The organism is Streptomyces sp. NBC_01341 (assembly GCF_035946055.1).
Lineage (GTDB): Bacteria > Actinomycetota > Actinomycetes > Streptomycetales > Streptomycetaceae > Streptomyces.
Window position 1 is genome coordinate 468,894 of the sequence record NZ_CP108364.1, and the last position, 17,204, is coordinate 486,097.

General features: G+C 68.5%; 17 protein-coding genes and 1 pseudogene. 11 read left to right on the top strand and 7 right to left on the bottom strand.

What is annotated here, in order from left to right; all coding sequences use genetic code 11:
• Positions 1–184 precede the first annotated feature (184 nt).
• On the top strand, positions 185–892 hold the full coding sequence (locus OG206_RS01965) for an alpha/beta fold hydrolase (protein WP_327111498.1): 708 nt from the start codon (positions 185–187) through the stop codon (positions 890–892).
• Positions 893–926: 34 nt separating this feature from the next.
• On the opposite strand, the gene OG206_RS01970 is transcribed toward OG206_RS01965, so the two are convergent.
• Positions 927–1,256 carry a hypothetical protein gene (locus OG206_RS01970; RefSeq protein WP_327111500.1) on the bottom strand — a complete coding sequence of 110 codons (330 nt, stop codon included), beginning with the start codon at positions 1,254–1,256 and terminating at the stop codon, positions 927–929.
• A 47-nt stretch (positions 1,257–1,303) separates the two neighbouring features.
• Between OG206_RS01970 and OG206_RS32550 the strand changes: the two genes are divergently transcribed.
• From OG206_RS32550 to OG206_RS02000, 6 genes and pseudogenes are all read left to right on the top strand, one after another.
• Positions 1,304–1,627, top strand: a complete 324-nt coding sequence (locus OG206_RS32550) for a helix-turn-helix domain-containing protein (protein ID WP_442805782.1) — start codon at positions 1,304–1,306, stop codon at positions 1,625–1,627.
• 266 nt (positions 1,628–1,893) lie between these two features.
• Complete coding sequence (locus OG206_RS01980; protein WP_327111502.1) at positions 1,894–3,123, top strand: hypothetical protein; 1,230 nt, start codon at positions 1,894–1,896, stop codon at positions 3,121–3,123.
• Positions 3,053–3,421 (top strand): annotated as a pseudogene (locus OG206_RS01985) (helix-turn-helix domain-containing protein); the annotation flags it as partial. The gene OG206_RS01980 and the pseudogene OG206_RS01985, both read left to right, overlap by 71 nt.
• A gap of 58 nt (positions 3,422–3,479) precedes the next feature.
• A complete protein-coding gene (locus OG206_RS01990; protein ID WP_327111504.1) occupies positions 3,480–3,758 on the top strand; it encodes a transposase in 279 nt (92 codons plus the stop codon).
• 300 nt (positions 3,759–4,058) lie between these two features.
• The gene (locus OG206_RS01995) at positions 4,059–5,120 is read left to right on the top strand and encodes an NAD(+)/NADH kinase (RefSeq protein WP_327111506.1); all 1,062 of its coding nucleotides are present in this window, start codon (positions 4,059–4,061) and stop codon (positions 5,118–5,120) included.
• Between the two features lie 215 nt (positions 5,121–5,335).
• The gene (locus OG206_RS02000) at positions 5,336–6,601 is read left to right on the top strand and encodes an AI-2E family transporter (RefSeq protein ID WP_327111508.1); all 1,266 of its coding nucleotides are present in this window, start codon (positions 5,336–5,338) and stop codon (positions 6,599–6,601) included.
• Positions 6,602–6,704: 103 nt separating this feature from the next.
• Here OG206_RS02000 and msrA read toward each other — a convergent pair whose 3' ends face one another.
• The 3 genes from msrA to OG206_RS02015 form a co-directional block, all read right to left on the bottom strand.
• Positions 6,705–7,217: a peptide-methionine (S)-S-oxide reductase MsrA gene (msrA, locus tag OG206_RS02005; protein ID WP_327111511.1), complete on the bottom strand. Its 513-nt coding sequence runs from the start codon at positions 7,215–7,217 to the stop codon at positions 6,705–6,707.
• 765 nt (positions 7,218–7,982) lie between these two features.
• Positions 7,983–8,459 carry a MarR family winged helix-turn-helix transcriptional regulator gene (locus OG206_RS02010; protein WP_327111513.1) on the bottom strand — a complete coding sequence of 159 codons (477 nt, stop codon included), beginning with the start codon at positions 8,457–8,459 and terminating at the stop codon, positions 7,983–7,985.
• A gap of 188 nt (positions 8,460–8,647) precedes the next feature.
• Positions 8,648–9,208, bottom strand: a complete 561-nt coding sequence (locus OG206_RS02015) for an NADPH-dependent FMN reductase (protein WP_327111515.1) — start codon at positions 9,206–9,208, stop codon at positions 8,648–8,650.
• Positions 9,209–9,462: 254 nt separating this feature from the next.
• Between OG206_RS02015 and OG206_RS02020 the strand changes: the two genes are divergently transcribed.
• A complete protein-coding gene (locus tag OG206_RS02020) occupies positions 9,463–10,083 on the top strand; it encodes a TetR/AcrR family transcriptional regulator (protein ID WP_327111517.1) in 621 nt (206 codons plus the stop codon).
• 192 nt (positions 10,084–10,275) lie between these two features.
• Entirely contained in the window at positions 10,276–10,641 is a 366-nt protein-coding gene (locus tag OG206_RS02025) for an SgcJ/EcaC family oxidoreductase (protein ID WP_327111519.1), read from the top strand.
• A 48-nt stretch (positions 10,642–10,689) separates the two neighbouring features.
• On the opposite strand, the gene OG206_RS02030 is transcribed toward OG206_RS02025, so the two are convergent.
• Positions 10,690–11,715, bottom strand: a complete 1,026-nt coding sequence (locus OG206_RS02030) for an alcohol dehydrogenase catalytic domain-containing protein (RefSeq protein ID WP_327111521.1) — start codon at positions 11,713–11,715, stop codon at positions 10,690–10,692.
• A 574-nt stretch (positions 11,716–12,289) separates the two neighbouring features.
• On the opposite strand from OG206_RS02030, the gene OG206_RS02035 reads away from it, so the two are divergent.
• Both OG206_RS02035 and OG206_RS02040 read left to right on the top strand, forming a co-directional pair.
• A complete protein-coding gene (locus OG206_RS02035; RefSeq protein WP_327111523.1) occupies positions 12,290–13,036 on the top strand; it encodes an SDR family oxidoreductase in 747 nt (248 codons plus the stop codon).
• A gap of 228 nt (positions 13,037–13,264) precedes the next feature.
• Positions 13,265–13,708, top strand: a complete 444-nt coding sequence (locus OG206_RS02040; protein ID WP_327111525.1) for a VOC family protein — start codon at positions 13,265–13,267, stop codon at positions 13,706–13,708.
• Between the two features lie 104 nt (positions 13,709–13,812).
• Here the strand turns inward: OG206_RS02040 and OG206_RS02045 are convergent, their stop codons facing one another.
• Positions 13,813–16,179 (bottom strand): glycoside hydrolase family 65 protein, encoded by a 2,367-nt coding sequence (locus tag OG206_RS02045; RefSeq protein WP_327111527.1) that lies wholly within the window; start codon positions 16,177–16,179, stop codon positions 13,813–13,815.
• Positions 16,176–16,916, bottom strand: coding sequence for an HAD family hydrolase (locus OG206_RS02050; RefSeq protein WP_327111529.1), 741 nt, complete (start codon positions 16,914–16,916; stop codon positions 16,176–16,178). The genes OG206_RS02045 and OG206_RS02050 overlap by 4 nt, the downstream gene beginning before the upstream one ends.
• Positions 16,917–17,204 lie beyond the last annotated feature (288 nt).

The following is a 17,204-nucleotide window of genomic DNA, read 5'->3' on the forward strand; positions in this document are numbered from 1 at the left end:
CAGGGTGTCTCTGTGCGTCGACCGCGCGTGAGAAGGATTCTCCGCGACGCGTCCCGGAGAAACGGGCCGGTGTGCCGCGCGGATTCGGCGCGCATGACATGGATCACGCCCGAACGGCGAACTTCCACGCCCCGGCAGTCTCGTGTCGTTGTAGAAGCCCCTTCTACACGATGCGGAGCCCTCCATGAGCACCGATGCGATTCCGGCCTCTCCCGACCCGCTCTCTCCCGGCACCCACTCCTTCGATGTCGGTGGCATCACCCAGCGCTATCACGTGCACGGCAGCGGCCCGGTGTGTGTGGCCCACCCCGGAGGGCCCGGCATGCACTGGGCCTATCTGCGTGCACCCGCCCTGGAGAGGCACCTGACCATGGTCTACGTGGAGCCGATCGGGACAGGAGCTTCGGGGCGTCTCCCGTCCCACCCGCACGGATACACCCGAGACCGCTACAGCCGGTTCCTTGAGCTGCTGATCAACAATCTGGGCGTACGGCGGGTACACCTCCTGGGGCACGCGCACGGTGCGCTCGTCGCCGCCCATCACGCGGTGCACCGTCCCGCGCGGCTGGCGGGCGTGGTGCTCCACGAGGGAGCGCCGGCCTCCGCGAGCGACGCGGTGCGGACCACCTGCGTCTCCGGGCTCGACGAGGACCTCACCCCGGACACCACCGACGATCGCGTCTCCCTGAAGGGCCTGACGGTTCCGGCGCTGGTCATCGTGGGCAGCCCGGACGTCAGCCGTGGTCCTGGCTGGGGCAGGGAGGTCGCCGAGGTGATACCGGACGCGCGGCTGTTGGTGCTGGAGGACAGCGCGCGCGTGGAGCACATCGGGGAAACAGCGTCGTTCACGCGCGCGGTCCGCGATTTCGTCCAGGATGCGCCCACCCGCTAGTGCTGCTCCGCGTTAATTCGTGGAGGGGTGTTGGTCAGGCGGGCTGGTCGCCGAGGTAGAGGTAGCAGGCGCAGTCGAGGCAGTCTTCTGGGCTGCCGAAGGGCAGTCCGGTGGGCAGGAAGTTGTCCTCGTACTTGTCTCGGCTGGCCAGGTACAGGGCGAAGCCCCAGGTGTGCAGCACGCCGGTGAAGCGCAGGCGGCAGAGAGGGATCTGCTCGCCGTCCTTCAGTTCGCCTCTCACGTAGGCGAATCCGGTGCGGAAGCGGACCTCCACGCGGGCCAGGTGCGGCCAGCGGTCCTTCGTGCGGGCGTTCAGGCGAACGTGCAGGTGGTGCTGCATCGAGTCGGGTGGGTTCTTCGGCACGACCCCATCCTGCCCGGTTCGCAGCCGAGCCGCCATGATCATCGATCATGGACGTAGGCAGACAACCGGGCGGAGCGGTCGCGGCGGTTGCCCTGACCTTGGGGGAGACCGTGCGCAGGCCGCTGGAGCGGCTGGTCGCGTCAGCGAAGGCGCAGGTCCGTGAAGTCCTGCGGGCCCGGATCGTGCTCGCTGCCGCCGACGGCCTGGCCAACGCGGAGATAGCGCGCGAGCTGGACCTTGCCGTCAACACGGTGCGCAAGTGGCGCGGCCGCTTCGCCGAGCACGGCGCAGAAGGCCTGAAGGACGCCGGGCGCCCGGGCCGCCCCACAGCACCACAGCACCACAGCACCACAGCACCACAGCACCACTGACGAGCCTGCACCAGACCCGGGCCACCGTAAGCCACTACAACCGGCGCGGCGACTCCCTGCCTACCCGCCTACGTCCCTGGCGACAACCCGAGCAGAACCGACCGGACGAACCTGACGGCGCCGAACCCCGACGACACGTCTGCGCGTACCTCAACCCGGGCCTCGGGACCACCGGCTCACCCCCGGCGGCAGGCGCGTTGTACCGTCCACTGGCCGGAAGTTGAAACATCCGGATGGTCTTGGGTCACTTGAGCAGGGAAATAGCGATGACGCGGATACCGTTCAGCGGCGAGGTTTTGATTGATCACCGTCAATTGTACGTGGAGAGTGATCCGGACAGGTTCGACGTCGGTCTTCACGACGCTTTCGCAGGCCAGCAGGCCGGGTTGTGCGGCGCGGTCACGCCGGGATTCATGTTCCTCACGACGGGTCTCCGCTATGGCGACGTGGGGTTCACGGTCGAAGTACACGAAGGATCACCACTGTTGGATCTGTCGTGGGAGGAGATCGTGGAGGTCTCCTTTCGGCCGTTGTCGCCACGCACCGAGCTTCTGACCTGGTCGGGAGAAACGGTGTGCGACCTCGGCCTCCAACAGATCGACTACCGGGTCCGATACTGCGCCTCCGGGATGGAGGAAGCGGCGGCGGCAGACGACCGGGGGGACGACGAACCACCGCTGGACCGTTACCTCCTCCAATTCTGGCCGGCTCCGCCGCAGCCTGCCCGGGTGGTCAAGCAGACCACCGAGGTGGCCGCCCGCTGGCACCGAATGAGGCAGGGACTGTCCGAGGAACAGGAGGAGGCGGAGCGCCTGGCCTGCGAGGAAGCAGAGTGGGGTGGCCGGCCGCCGAGCGAGGCCCTTCGGCGTATCGAGAGGGAAGTCCGCGACGGTGTTCTGAGGTTTGATCCGACGTTGGTGCACGCAATCGACGTGGCAGGAGCCGAATGTCAGCGTGCCGTGGCCGGGCTGGTGGCCCGGAGCGCCTGTACCGTGGCCGGCATCGCGGAGCTGGACTGGGTCGCGCCAGCGCTCAAGGACCTGGAACAGGTCCGGCCGTTGTCGGCGCCCTTCGACGACGACGAAGGAGCGTGGGAACTGGTTCGCACGGACCGGCGTGTCCCATGGCGCACGGCGCGTGAGGCCGTTCCTCCGTCTCAGCGGCCCAGTTCGGACCAGAGCGTGATATTCCAGCCTCACTTGGCTCTTGCCGTCGTGTTCGCCGCGGCGCAAGAGGATCCGCTCAGAGCCGCCCTCCGCGCCGTGTCCAGCGGAATCACCACTTTCGGTGAGGCATACCGGGATCTTCTCGACGAAGTGTGGGCTGCACTCCCGGAACGGGATCGCAGCCGGCCTCGGCCAGGCGCGTCCGGATGCACGACCCCATCCTGCTCGGTTCACAGCCGAGCCGCCATGATCATCGATCATGGACGTACGCAAGCAACCGGGCGGAGCGGTCGCGGCGGTTGCCCTGACCTTGGAGGAGACCGTGCGTAGGCCGCTGGAGCGGCTGGTCGCGTCAGCGAAGGCGCAGGTCCGTGAAGTCCTGCGGGCCCGGATCGTGCTCGCTGCCGCCGACGGCCTGGCCAACGCGGAGATAGCGCGCGAGCTGGACCTTGCCGTCAACACGGTGCGCAAGTGGCGCGGCCGCTTCGCCGAGCACGGCGCAGAAGGCCTGAAGAACGCCGGGCGCCCGGGCCGCCCCAAGATCTGCGACGACCGGGTCCGCGAGGCGATCGTGGCCGCCGCAACCAGCGCGCCGACGCGCCCGGCGGCCACCTGGACCCACCGGGCGATCGCCGAGCGGGTCGCGAGCGCCGTCTTAGCGGCGATTTCGCCTTCCCAGGTCGGACGTGCTGGACAACGGCTCCTCGCACACCGCCAAGCACACCAAGGTGTGGTTCAAGGCCCATCCGCGCTGGACAGCGCACTTCACCCCGCCCCACGCCTCCTGGCTCAACCAGATCGAACTGGTCTTCTCCGCCCTGACCCGCAGCGTCCTGCGACATGGCGACTTCACCAGCCGCGACGACCTCATCGACAAGCTCGACACCTACGTCATCAACCGCAACGAGACCGCGAAGCCCTTCCGCTGGACCTACGAGGGCACCCCACTCAAGGAAGCAGCCTGACCAACACCCCTCCACGAACTAACGCGGAGCAGCACTAAACCGGGAGACACACAGCTCAAGGAACCGACCTTGCACCGAGTACGCCGGGTCTGCGCGTCCGGTCATCCGACTGCGCAGACCGTGTGGCCCGCCCGCTTCGCCACCCCGGCCGTCGCTTCTCTCGCCGCTCCGGCACTCAGCCGGGAGCGGCCCCCGGTCGGGCTGATGGGGTGGCCCGTGGCCCGGTGCGCGCGCGTCGCCTGACAGACGTAGCGCCCGGAGGAGAGGGTGACCCGTCGCCAGTCGGCAATGGAGGGACCTATGACAGTCGGCCGAATCGGGATGGTCGTGCACGCGGGACGCAAGGAGGCCGTGGCCGCCTGTCGGAGCGTTCGCGCCTGGTGCACGGAACAAGCCGTGCAGTGCACCGACATCGATGTGTGGCAGGACAGCGGCCGGCACAGCGCCCGGGAGGAGATCGAAGCCGCCGGCGACCCCGACCTGATCGTCACCCTGGGGGGCGACGGCACCTTCCTGCGCGGTGCGCGACTGGCCTCCGAGAACGATGCGCTCGTACTGGGGATCGATCTGGGCCGCGTCGGGTTCCTGACGGAGGTGTCGGCCGCGGCCGTGCGCTCGGCGCTCGACGCGGTCCGCGACGGTGACCTCGAGATCGAGCGGCGCATGCTGCTGACTCTGCGTGCTTCCCGGCCGCTGGAGATCCCGCCGGAGATGGACACGCTCCTCTGTTACGGCCGAGGCCCTCTCCTGCCTCCGCCCCGGGTGCGCGACGACTGCGAGACCGGCAACGAGTGGGGAGTCGCGCTGAACGTCACCGCGCTCAACGACGTCGTCCTGGAGAAGCTCGCCCGGGACCGGCAGGTCTCGGTCGGCGTCTACCTGGCCGGCCGGCTTCTGGCGTCGTACTCCGCCGACGCACTGCTGGTCGCCACACCGACGGGTTCGACCGCCTACAGTTTCGCCGCGGGCGGCCCCGTCGTCTCACCCCGCGCCGAGGGGCTGATCTTCACACCGGTCGCTCCGCACATGGCCTTCAACAGGTCGGTCGTGGCTGCCCCGGATGAGCCCATCGCCCTGCGGCTGCTCGAACGCTCGGGCCAGGCCGCGGTCAGTGTCGACGGACAGCTGCGCGGCGTACTCGATCCGGGCGACTGGATCGGCGTCTATGCCGCCCCTCAACGGCTTCGCTCCGTGCGACTGGGACCGATGGACTTCTACGGGCGTCTGCGCGAGCGGATGAACCTCACCGACGCTCCCGCCGCTCTCGCCGACGGGGAGGCTGCTCCGCTGTGGCCACAGACGACGCCTCCACCCCCGGATCTGGCACACCTGGCGATGCCGACCTATCCGGCAGCGCGGTGACCGAGGCCGCCGATGCCCACATCCCCGGAAGACGGCACGTGTTCACTGATGACCCAAAGGAGTGGTCCACCGGCCTTACGGCGCAGGGAGCGGGCATGTCGGCCACCGCCTGGTATTGAATTTCTTCCTACTTACAGAAGATGACTGGGTTACCCACCCGCAGGAGCGGAGCACCTGTCGCGAGAGAGCTCCTCATCTGAGAAACAGGTGCGGCCGTGCGGTTCAGGAAATGGTTCGAGCGCCTCCGTACCAAGGAGAAGGAATCGCGGGAGCGGCCGGAGGCCGGACCGGCCGCCGACCTGAGAGCCACTGCGCAGTCGCCGTATCCCGCACCTCGTGCGCGTGTCAGGCCTGAGCCCGCAGCGACCGTGATCCCGTGGGGGCTTCGCGTGGCGGCGGAGGCCGGGTGGCGCCTTCTCATCATCGCGGCGGGCCTGTGGGTGCTCGGTCAGGTCATCAGCGCTGTCCACGTCATCGCACTCGCGCTGGTCGCAGCGATCCTCATCACAGCGCTTCTCCAGCCGACGGTGGCCCGCCTCAACCGACACGGCGTGCCCCAGGGATTCGCCACGGCTCTGACGGCGCTCTGCGGTTTCGTCCTGCTGGCCCTGGTGGGATGGTTCGTCGTCTGGCAGGTGATGGACAACTTCGACGATCTGTCCGGTCGGCTCGAGGACGGCGTCGACAACCTCAAGCGCTGGCTGGTCGACAGCCCTTTCCACATCACGGAAAAGCAGATCGACAGCGCCACGGACAGAATCGGCAAGAGCATCAGTTCCAGAACCGGGCAACTGACCGACGCCGGCATCCAGGGCTTCACTCTTGTCCTGGAACTGCTCGCCGGAGTCCTGCTGACCCTGTTCTCCACGTTGTTCCTGCTCTACGACGGGGCACGCATCTGGGCCTGGAGCCTCAGGCTGGCTCCCGCCGCTACCCGCCCGGCGCTCCACGGTGCCGGACCGCTTGCCTGGCACACCCTGACCGCGTACGTCCACGGCACCGCCGCCATCGCGTTCATCGACGCGGCCTGTATCGGCCTGGGAATCTACATCCTCGGAGTCCCGCTCGCCCTGCCGCTCGCCGTCATCATCTTCGCCGCCGCGTTCGTACCGCTGGTGGGAGCGGTGGTGTCGGGAGCGCTGGCCGTCGTTGTCGCCCTTGTCGCCGAGGGCGTGTTCAAGGCGCTCCTGGTCCTGCTCATCGTGCTCGCCGTGCAACAGCTCGAGGGTCACATCCTCCAGCCGTTCATCCTCGGCCACGCGGTACGCGTGCACCCTCTGGCAGTCATCCTCTCGGTGGCCGCCGGTGGCTTCGTGGCGGGCATCGGCGGCGCCGTCGTCGCGGTGCCGCTCGTGGCCGTGGCCAACACAGTGATCACCTATCTGGCCCGCCACGGCGACCGGTCGGACACCCCGGCCGCCCCTGGAAGTCCGGGCGGTTCGAGCCTTTCGTCTGGATCAGACCCGGCGAGCCCAGCATGATCCGAACGAGAGGCCCTTCCGACGACGCGCCGAGGAGGCGTGGCTGCCGTCCCGCGCCCGCAAGGGAGTACGGGACAGCCCTTACCCGCCGTTCAGCGCCCCGTCACGCTTCCGCGCGCTTCGGCAGCTTCCACCCGGGGCGGGGGAAGTGGCAGGTGTACCCCTCCGGGTACTTCTGCAGGTAGTCCTGGTGCTCCGTCTCGGCTTCCCAGAAGTCACCGGCCGGTACGACCTCGGTCACTACCTTGCCGGGCCACAGACCCGAGGCATCCACATCGGCGATGGTGTCCTCGGCGATGCTTCGCTGCTCGTCGTCGAGATAGAAGATGGCGGAACGGTAGCTCGCGCCGATGTCGCCGCCCTGCCGGTCCTTGGTGCTCGGGTCGTGAATCTGGAAGAAGTACTCCAGGATGTTGCGGTAGTCGGTCACCGCGGGGTCGAAGACGATCTCGATCGCCTCGGCGTGGTTCCCGTGATTGCGGTACGTCGCGTTCGGCACATCGCCGCCGCTGTATCCCACGCGGGTTGCGGTGACGCCGGGGAGCGCGCGAATCAGGTCCTGCATTCCCCAGAAGCAGCCCCCGGCCAGCCATGCCTTCTGTTCAACGTCGCTCATAGCCTGTATCTCTCTTTCAACTCAGGACAATCGATGGTGGACAGCACGAAGAGCCGACCCCGCCGGATCAGCTCGGACCGTGGTCACGCTTCACGGTGACGTCGCTGGAGCACCGGGGACGAAGTCCGTGACCCCGGGGCCGTACCCGAACGACACCATCGTCTCCGCCCAGGCAAGCACGAGGCCGGGGTCGGCCCACCCGTCTCCCCCGTCCGCGCGGATCCAAAATACTCCCGCAGTCCGTTGGCCCATGGGGTGTTCGCCCGGCGGTGACACGGAGCGGGCGCCCTGGGGGCGGCTTCGCAAGCACCACATCTGCGACCAGTCCCTCCGAACCGGCATCGCACGAGAAGCCGTGATCGGACTGCTCTCCGGTCAAAGCCCGGGAGGCGCCGAATATTCCGCGCCCGGTGCCCGGCGTTCACCCGTGGGCAGATGAGACAGACGCGTCACACGACCCCGTAGATGCGCATGGCCCCGAGTTGCACTCCATCGAATACGGGAGTCCACCACCCCCGTCCCCGAACGAAGCAGGAATCGGAAGAATACGGTTCCGCGACGGCCCGGTTGCGACGTGGGCCTCGCGAGCGGGCCGAAGCGCCGGGCGCGGGTTCACCCCAACAGGTTAGTCCCGCCGTCCGTTGCCGTCATGTCGGCCGTATCCGAGGGTCGCTCGGACCGAGCGACCTGTCGCCGGGCCGCGCGCCGGCTCGGCTTCCCGGGCCCCGGCCGACCGCGGCTCGCGCAGAGGGTCGTGCCGCTGCGTCATGTGGCGATCTCACGCAGGGCCACCGCGAGCTTCGTGAGATCGAGGCCGGTCAGGTGATCGAGGAAGTGACGGCGGACGGCGGCCAGATTGGTCGGCCACGCCCCCTCCAGGCGTTCGAGGCCCGCCGGGGTCAGGATGGCGTTCCACCCGCGGGCGTCGTTCGTCGCCCTGACCCGCTCGAGCAGCCCTTGGCTCTCCAGCCTGGTAGCCAGCCGCGTCATGCCGCTCAGCGACATCTCGACCGCGGCGGCGAGATCACTCATACGCAACTGCTGTTCGGGAGCCTCGGACAGGTTCGCCAGTGCCAGGTACTCCACGAGGGAGATCCGCTGTTCCCGCAGCATGTCGGCGTCGATCGCACGAGGCAGCGCGTAGATGACCCGGTTCAGCGACCGTACGACGGCCTCCTCTTCTGCGTTGAGGGGCTGGGGCGCCCGCTCAGCGGGGTTCGAATGCTGTGCGATATGTGACATGGTCCCACTTTACTTGCTCAACGAAGAATTTGATCGCTCGCGAACCTCTGATTTACGCGCCTCGGCCGGGCCGGGCCGGGCCGCCGCGCATGATCACGCTCAGTGGGGGGGGCTGACTCGCCTGTGGGGGCCGCCTGGAGAGGCGGCCCCCACAGGCCGTTGGAACGATCGAGCCGACGCGTGAACGGTCAGACAGCGCGGAGCGGGGCGAGCGCCGCACTCCATGCCTGGACCTGGTCCAGCGTGGCGTTCAGCGCGTCGACCTGGTGCGCACCCGGCTTGAACGTGCTGAAGTTCTCGAAGTCGGTGAACAGCGACAGGGCGACCTGCGCACGCACGTCCGCCATCTGCAGCTCGGCCGAGATCAGACGCAGGTGCTCCACGGCACGCGAACCACCCAGCGAGCCGTAGCCCACGAACCCGACGGCCTTGTTGTTCCACTCCGCGTACAGGAAGTCGATCGCGTTCTTCAGCGCGCCCGACGTCGAGTGGTTGTACTCCGGCGTCACCATGACGAAACCGTCGAAGGACGCGATCTTGCGGGCCCACTCCTGCGTGTGCTGCTGCGCGTACTGCCCCATCGACGGCGGCATCATCTCGTCGAGGTGCGGCAGCTTGTAGTCCAGCAGATCAACCAGCTCGAACTCGACGTCCGTGCGCTGCGAAGCGACGTCGTACACCCAACGCGCCACCGCCTCGCCGTTCCGGCCCGGGCGGGTGCTACCAAGGATGATACCGATCTTGAGCATGCGAATACCCTTCGTGAATCATTGCCGAAGCGCATTGTGCAACGCGCTTCTCCATGAAACATAACGCGACATGCTTGCACAGTCAAGTACATTTCGGGAGGCATCTCCTCCCGGTCCGGTCTTGAAGGACCGCCACCGAGGGGGCGGGCGCTCCGGCATGCCCCGTCAGTGCCCGACGGCGTCGCGCTCCGTCCCGGCATTGCCGGTCATGCCTTGACCCATACGGATTACATGGCCCGGCATAGAATGCCCCAATGCCCACCAAGCGTCCTTACGCCTCCCCCCTGCGGGAACAGGCGGCCGCACGAACTCGCGAGCAGATCCTGCTGCGAGCGACAGAGCTGTTCGCAGAACGCGGATATGGGCTGGTGACCGTCGCGGACATCGCGTCCGCCGCCGGGGTGTCCCCCAAAACGGTGTTCGCCAGCACGGGCAGCAAGGGCGACATCCTGGACCGGATCGTCGATCAGGGTGTGGCGGCGTCCGGCTACGAACAGGCCGTCCGGGAGATACTCGAACAGCGGTCACCGAGAGCGGTGCTCGAGGTCCTGGCCCGCGGCACCCGGGCCGGCAACGAGGAGCACTTCTGCGTGCACGAGGCGATCCACAAGGCTCTCCCCGTCCACGAGAACGGAGACGCCCTTCGGCGGCGTGCCACCGCTGCCTACCGTGACGCCCTGCTCGCCGTCGCACGCCACCTTCACGGGCTGACTCCCGCGCCGTCCAGCGCCGAGCCGGAGACCGCGGACCTCCTGTGGTTCTGGTTCGGCCCCGGTGGCTGGCGCTCGCTCGTGGTCGAGAACGGCTGGTCGTGGGACCGCACCGAGGAGTTCCTCGTTCGTACGGCGACCGCCACGCTGTACCGGCGCCCGTAAGCGACGCCCCGTCACGCGTACACGGCCGGGCCCGCAGATCCTGGCTAGAGTGACTCAGGGGCCACCGGGCGACGCTCCACTCGCTGTCGACGCCCCCCGCCTTCCTCTCATCCGTGCGCGTCCGCGCCTTCAGCGGCGCGGGACGTGCCGCTGAAGGCGCGGAGGTGCCTCGCAGAGAACAGGAGTCCGGCAGTGAGCGATGTCGTCGAGGAAGTCCTCGCACGTTGGAAAACCGCGTTCGACAGCCATCGGCCGGACCAGATGGCGGACCTGTTCACCCCGGACGCCCTGTTCCAGGGCTTCGGCCCGTCCGTTGTCACCGGCCGCGACGCCGTGCGCTCGTACTACCGGACCGTCGCGGACGGCCGACGTGCCGATGTCGTCGTCCTCCACAGCTACACGATCGCCGCGGACATCACCGGCGGCTTCGCCGATGTCTCCGTCACCGGCGCCTCGAAGCCCGAGGTGAGGATGCGCATGTCCCTGGTCGTGCAGCACGGCGACGAGGGCTGGAAGATCCGTCAGTACCACGTCTCGCGCATCTCGGCGCAGGACTGACGGGCGCCCCCGCCGCATGCGGGGGTACGGCGCACGGCGACGTACAGGTCAGCCGGTGGTCAGCACCATCCGGAAGCGGGCTGAACCCGAGAGCATCTTGCGGTAGGCCGCGTCGGTCTCGGCCAGTGGCATCGTCTCGACCACGGGACGAATGCCGTGCAGTGCGCTGAACTCCATCGCGTCCTGCACGGACCGCGCGGTCCCGGAGGGGTGCCCCCGCAGGACGCGGCCGCGCAGAATGATCTGAAGCGGACTGATGTCGAAGTTTTCCGGCGAGACTCCGATGACCGTGAGCTCGCCTCGGTGGCTCAGGCCCTCGACCGTCGCCGAGATGGCCTCCGAACTGCCGGCGGTGGCGAGGACGACCTTCGCGCCTCCCAGAGCCTGCAGGGCGTCGGCGACCGGTGTTCCGGCCGTGCTGTCGATGTAGTGATGGGCCCCTAGTTCCCTGGCCAGGTCGCCCTTCTCGGCGCCTCGGGCGATGGCCACGGTCTCGAAGCCCATGGCCCTCGCGAACTGCACACCGAGGTGGCCGAGCCCACCGAGTCCCAGGACCGCCACCAGGTCACCGGGGTCGGCGGAACTGCGCCGCAGCCCGTCGTAGGTCGTGACGCCGGCACAGGCCATGGGTCCCGCCTCGGCGGCCGAGAGAGCGTCGGGGATGCGCGCCAGGGCGTCGATCGGCGCGATCATGCTCTCGGCGTACCCTCCGTCGTATGCCCAGCCGGGGATCTTGATGTTGTCGCAGACCATGAAGTCGCCCTGCCGACACGGAACGCAGTATCCGCAGCTCCCTCCGAACCACCCCACTGTCACGCGGTCTCCCACGTTCCATTTCTGTTCCTGCGCCCCCTCCCCCAGCTCCGCGATGCGACCGGCGACCTCGTGCCCCGGAACCAGCGGGAACTGCACCCCGGGGAGGCCGCCGGTGACGAACACGTCGTCGCTGTGGCAGATCCCGCACGCTTCGACGGCCAGCCGTACGTGCCCAGGGCCCGGATGCGGAGTCTCGCGGTCCACGATCTCGAAATTGCCGTTCGGGGTGAGGACCTGCGCGGCTCGATAGGTATTCATGAATGTCTCCGAACTCCGGCTGCGGCGGCCCGCGGGGCGGCCGCAGGCCGATGACGAGAAGGCGGGGCCGGAATCGAATCCGGACCACCGTGGCTCTCGACCGCCGACTATCGGGCGGCGGCCCTTCGCGCGGGCAATCGCCCCCTCCCTCGGGTTCGAAACGAGAGCATCTCCATACCACCACCGCATGGTCCACCGGGCAACAGATGCTGCCCGAGGTCCCCTTTACCGCGCGGCAAAGGGACCTCGGGCTCGCGAAAAGCCTCCTGTTCCGCGAAGGGTGTCCACGATCGGCGCGAAAGGGGTGGCACGATGCCACATCGCTCCGGCTGGTGGCGCCTCGCCTCGCGAGGTACGTTCGAGAAAAGCCGGACACGCCGTGGCGGGCCCGGCAACTGTGCGGTTCGCGAGGTGTTGTGCCGCTCAAGATCGACGGGTCGACCGCGCCTGTCAGGGCGCCGATCGAGGACTGGGGAGTGGTCCGGCTGCGGATGCGGTGTCGGTCCACGCCGGAGACGCCCACTCGGAACGGCCCTCCCCCACCTCCTTGCCGCCTCGATCACCGGAGGCACTGATGGGCAGCAAGCCGGACCGATCCCAGGATCTCGCCGACCAGATCGTCGTGGTGATCGGCGCGAGTTCGGGGATGGGCCTCGAGACCGCGCGCCAAGTCCGGGCGGCCGGAGGCCAGGTGGTGATGGTCGGACGCGACCGAGAGCGTCTGGACCGGGCCGCGGCGGAGATCCAGCCCCTGAGCACGGCAACGCTCGACGCCGGTGACACCGACCGCGTCCGGCGCTTCTTCGACGAACTACCCCACACGGTCGACCACGTCATATCGACGGCAGGCGGACCGTCCTACGCGCCTCTGGCCGACATGGACCTGACCGAGACCAGCCAGCACTTCGGCGAGCGCCTGGCGATGACGCTGGGTCTGGCGAAGTACAGCCAGGGCAGAATGCGGGACGGGGGAACGCTGTTGTTCATCGGCGGCACAGGGGGCCGGAGGCCGGGTATCGGCAGGTCGGTCACCGCGGCCCTGACCGCGGCGCTCCCGGCTCTCACCGCGAACCTCGCGCTCGAACTGGCGCCGGTCCGGGTGAATCTCATCGCCGCAGGCTTCGTGGACACGCCCCTGTCGGCCTCGCTCCTGGGCGATCAGATCGAGGCGCGACGTGCGGAACTGCGTGCCTCGCTCCCCATCCGGCGGGTCGTCGGCCCTCAGGACGTCGCGTCTCTCGCCGTACACATCATGTGCAACGAAGCATTGACGGGCGCGACCTACGACATCGACGGTGGCCAGCAGCTGTTGCCGAACTGACCGAATCGGTTCAGAGGAATAGTTATTCCCTCACGGTCCCGTCATGTCGGCCGGTATGTCGCAATTCGGCTTACGAGTGGCGGCGTTACGGCCGGGCAGTATCGTGGTGATTCGTGGCCGACCGACCCATTTCACCATGGGTGCTTTCGAGCGCCCGCAAAGCGATGTGCGTTTTCGTTCGGCCATTCACAGGTGCAATAGTCGCAGGCGGGACAGAAAGGCTCCACCGTGGACATGAAACTCGAAGTCGTAGTGATCCCGGTTGCGGACGTCGACCGGGCGAAGAGCTTCTACTCCGGATTGGGGTGGCGGCTGGACGCCGACGTCGCCGGCGACGACGGCTTCCGGGTGGTACAGCTGACGCCTCCGGGCTCACCCTGCTCGGTGATCTTCGGCGATGGAGTCAGCTCGGCAGCACCCGGATCGGCCGAGGGCCTGCACCTCGTCGTATCGGACATCGAGGCGGCACGGGCCGAACTGGCGGGGAACGATGTCGCGGTGAGCGAGATCTTCCACGACGCCGGCGGAGTGTTCCACCACGCGGGCACGAAGGCCCGGCTCCCCGGCCCGGACCCCGAGCGGACGAGCTACGGATCGTTCGTCTCGTTCACCGACCCGGACGGCAACGGCTGGACGGTGCAGGAGATCACGAAGCGCCTCCCCGGGAGGTGACACCGTGAGCTGACGCCGCCATCGCCACGCGTCGCACGGAGGCAGCCGGCCCGCACATCGGGCCGGCTGCCTCCGTGCGATCCCGTTCGCGGCCGTGTCAGAGGTCAGAGCTGTTCGTCGAGTTGCTGCCCGGGACGCCCCGGATAGCGGCCCGGTGGCTGCTCCGGTGGGCGGCGGCGGCGACCGTCCGGCACCGGACGGCTCGTCGCTGATCCGGTGGTGAGCGTGAGCACCTCGCCGTGATGACGGATCGTCAACGGCGGTCCGTCGAGCAACGTGTAGGTGGCCGAGCGGGCGTCGATCTCGACGCGGACGCAGCGGCCCCAGATCCTGATATGGAAAGCGAGCCGGCTCAGCCTCTCCGGCAGGCGGGGCATGAACGACAGGTCGTCACCGTCGTGGCGCATCCCGCCGAAACCGCAGACGAGAGCCATCCAGGTGCCCGCGAGGGACGCGATGTGCAATCCGTCGCGAGTGTTGTTCTCAAGGTCGTTCAGGTCCATCATCGCTGCCTCGACGGCATAGTCGTAGGCGAGCTGTGAGTGGCCGACCTCGGCCGCGATCACTGCCTGGCAGCAGGCGGAGAGCGAGGAGTCACGCACGGTGCAGGATTCGTAGTAGGCGAAGTTGCGTGCCTTGTGCTCCGCGTCGAAGGACTCCCCGCACGTGTACATCGCCAGCACCAGGTCCGCCTGCTTCACCACCTGCTTGCGGTAGATGTCGAAGTAGGGGAAGTGCAGCAGCAGGGGGTACTGGTCGATCCGGGTGGAGGAGAAGTCCCACGGCTGGTGCCGCGTGAACCCCGCATGCTGCTCGTGCACTCCCAGCTCGTCGTCGTACGGCAGGTGCATCTCCGCAGCAGCCTCTCGCCACGACGCCGTCTCCTCGTGGTCCACCCCCAGCGCGGCTGCCTCGTGGGGGTTGCGTTCGGCTGTCTCGGCACCCCAGCGGAGGTTCCTGCCCGCCATGAGATTCGTGTAGGTGTTGTCGTCCGCGATCGCACTGTACTCGTCCGGCCCGGTCACACCGTCGATGTGGAACGTCCCGCCGCTGTCGTGATGCCCGAGGGACATCCACAGGCGAGCCGTCTCCACCAGGAGCTCAAGTCCGCACCCCCGCTCGAACTCCGCGTCACCGGTGGCGGAGACGTAGCGGATCACGGCGTCCGCGATGTCGGCATTGACGTGGAAGGCTGCGGTGCCCGCCGGCCAGTAAGCGCTGCACTCCGAACCTTCGATGGTGCGCCAGGGGAAGGCCGCCCCGCGCAGGCCGAGTTGCCGTGCTCGGTCGCGCGCCTGGGGCAGGGTGCTGTGCCGCCAGTTCAGCGCCTCGACGACCGCGTTGGGCGAGGTGTAGGTGAGCAGCGGCAGCACGAAGGTCTCGGTGTCCCAGAAGGAGTGGCCGTCATACCCCGTACCTGTCAGCCCCTTGCTGGGAATGGCACGCTGCTCGGCGCGGGCGCCGGCCTGCAGCACGTGGAACAGGGCGAATCGCACGGCCTGTTGCAGTTCCTCGTCACCCTGTACCTCGACGTCGGACCTGGCCCAGAAGTCGTCCAGGTACTCCCGCTGCTCGTCGATCAGACCCTGCCAGCCCGTGGTGGCAGCCGCGGCGAGCGCGGCTTCGACCTGGTCCCGCATCGCTGGGAGCGACCGGACGCCGGACCAGCCGTAGCCGACCGTCTTCTCGACCCGGAGCCTTTCGCCCGGGGCGAGTTCCGACGTGACGGTGAGCCGGGCGACGTCGGCGTTGCTCTCGCTGCTGGTTCTCGTCCTCGCGGGCCCGTCCACGGTGTGGTCGGCCGCCGCCGCCACTCTCAGGCCACTGTTGTGGGTGCAGTGGATCAGTCTCAGGCGCGTTCCCGAGGCGGCGGCCTCTTCGGCGTCCAGCGGCGACTGCAGTGCGACAGCGGCACGTGGATCCCCTTTGGGGGTCGGCAGTTGCTCGTTGGCGATGAGTTCCGACTGCACCACCACACGCACCGTGGTGTCGACGGCTTCGACCTCGTAGGCGATGGCCCCTATCGAGCGCTGGGCGAAGGAGACCATCCGGGTCGATCGCACCCGTACGCTGCAGCCCGCGGGGGAGGTCCACTCGCAGGTGCGCCGCAGCAGCCCGGCGCGGAGGTCGAGGACTCGCTCGTGACTGCGCAGGCGGCCGTAGCGCAGGTCGAACGGCTCGTCGTCGACCAGGAGCCGGATGACCTTCCCGTTGGTCACGTTGATCGCCGTCTGGCCGGACTCGGGGTTGCCGTACGCGCCCTCCGCGTACGGCAGGGGATGCACCTCGTGCACTCCGTTGAGGTAGGAGCCGGGCAGCCCGTGCGGCTCGCCCTCGTCGAGGTTTCCGCGCCAGCCGACGTGGCCGTTGGACAGTGCGAAAACGGATTCGCTCTGCGGCAGCAGATCCATGTTCAGTGGCGCCTCCCGCAGGATCCAGGGGTCCACCGCGAAGCAGTTGGCCGTGATCATGTCCGGCCCCCGAGGTCCGCCAGGTCCGGCACCACGATGTCCGCGCCATGGGCCCGCAGAGCGTCGGCCTGTCCGACCCGGTCCAGGCCCACGACGTATCCGAAGTGTCCCGAGCGCCCTGCGTCCATGCCGGCCAGCGCGTCCTCGAAGACCGCTGACACCGAGGCCGTCACACCGAGTTCGTCGGCAGCCGCGAGGAAGGTGTCCGGATGCGGTTTTCCGGCCAGCCCGCGCTCCGCGGCGACCAGCCCGTCGACGCGGACGTCGAACAGGTTCTCCGCGTGCACGGACTGCAGAATCGCGCGGCAGTTGACACTCGAGGACACGACCCCCGTCCTGAGCCCCCGCTGCCGCGCGGCCCTGACGTAGCGCAGGGTGCTCGGGTAGGCCTCGACGCCGCTCGTACGAATCTTTTCGAGCAGCAGGGCATTCTTCCTGTTCCCCAGGCCCCGGACCGTCTCGAGCTCCCCGGAGTCGTCCGGCGATCCTTCGGGAAGGCGGATGTCCCGTGACGCGAGGAAGCTTCGGACGCCGTCCGCCCGGGGTTTGCCGTCCACGTATTCGTTGTAGTCGCGCTCGGGGTCGAACGGTGTGAAGCCGTCCCCGTAGCGCCGCTGGAGGAATTCGTCGAAGGCCTGTTTCCATGCGGCGGCGTGGACCACAGCCGTTTTCGTGATCACACCGTCCATGTCGAAAAGACAAGCCTGTATACGAGCCGGCAGACCTAGCTCATCCATGGCGAGCGCGCCCTTCCCGGGCCGGCGTCGTCGTGGCCCGCGCCGCGCGGTGCCGAGACATGGAGCGCGGCGGCCTCTTCCTCGGGCCCGACCCGTGGTTTCACGATCCACCCGGCCGGGGCCCGGTGCAACCTGCGGCCATGGGCCGTACGGCTCGGCCCGTGAGAGCGCGCCCCGGAACCGGGGGGATGCGGTGGCACGGCGCAGGCGTGAGGCTGGGAGAGCTCGTCGCCCTCCCACGTCCACCGTGGAGACGGTCCGCCGAGGCGGCGGCCGGCGGGTGTCTGT

What these genes read in the sequence shown, in the direction of transcription:
- OG206_RS01965 (WP_327111498.1), top strand. Translation starts at nt 185, where the DNA reads ATGAGCACCGATGCGATTCCGGCCTCTCCCGACCCGCTCTCTCCCGGC.
- OG206_RS32550 (WP_442805782.1), top strand. Translation starts at nt 1,304, where the DNA reads ATGGACGTAGGCAGACAACCGGGCGGAGCGGTCGCGGCGGTTGCCCTG.
- OG206_RS01980 (WP_327111502.1), top strand. Translation starts at nt 1,894, where the DNA reads ATGACGCGGATACCGTTCAGCGGCGAGGTTTTGATTGATCACCGTCAA.
- OG206_RS01995 (WP_327111506.1), top strand. Translation starts at nt 4,059, where the DNA reads ATGACAGTCGGCCGAATCGGGATGGTCGTGCACGCGGGACGCAAGGAG.
- msrA (WP_327111511.1), bottom strand. Translation starts at nt 7,217, where the DNA reads ATGAGCGACGTTGAACAGAAGGCATGGCTGGCCGGGGGCTGCTTCTGG.
- OG206_RS02010 (WP_327111513.1), bottom strand. Translation starts at nt 8,459, where the DNA reads ATGTCACATATCGCACAGCATTCGAACCCCGCTGAGCGGGCGCCCCAG.
- OG206_RS02015 (WP_327111515.1), bottom strand. Translation starts at nt 9,208, where the DNA reads ATGCTCAAGATCGGTATCATCCTTGGTAGCACCCGCCCGGGCCGGAAC.
- OG206_RS02020 (WP_327111517.1), top strand. Translation starts at nt 9,463, where the DNA reads ATGCCCACCAAGCGTCCTTACGCCTCCCCCCTGCGGGAACAGGCGGCC.
- OG206_RS02030 (WP_327111521.1), bottom strand. Translation starts at nt 11,715, where the DNA reads ATGAATACCTATCGAGCCGCGCAGGTCCTCACCCCGAACGGCAATTTC.
- OG206_RS02035 (WP_327111523.1), top strand. Translation starts at nt 12,290, where the DNA reads ATGGGCAGCAAGCCGGACCGATCCCAGGATCTCGCCGACCAGATCGTC.
- OG206_RS02045 (WP_327111527.1), bottom strand. Translation starts at nt 16,179, where the DNA reads ATGATCACGGCCAACTGCTTCGCGGTGGACCCCTGGATCCTGCGGGAG.
- OG206_RS02050 (WP_327111529.1), bottom strand. Translation starts at nt 16,916, where the DNA reads ATGGATGAGCTAGGTCTGCCGGCTCGTATACAGGCTTGTCTTTTCGAC.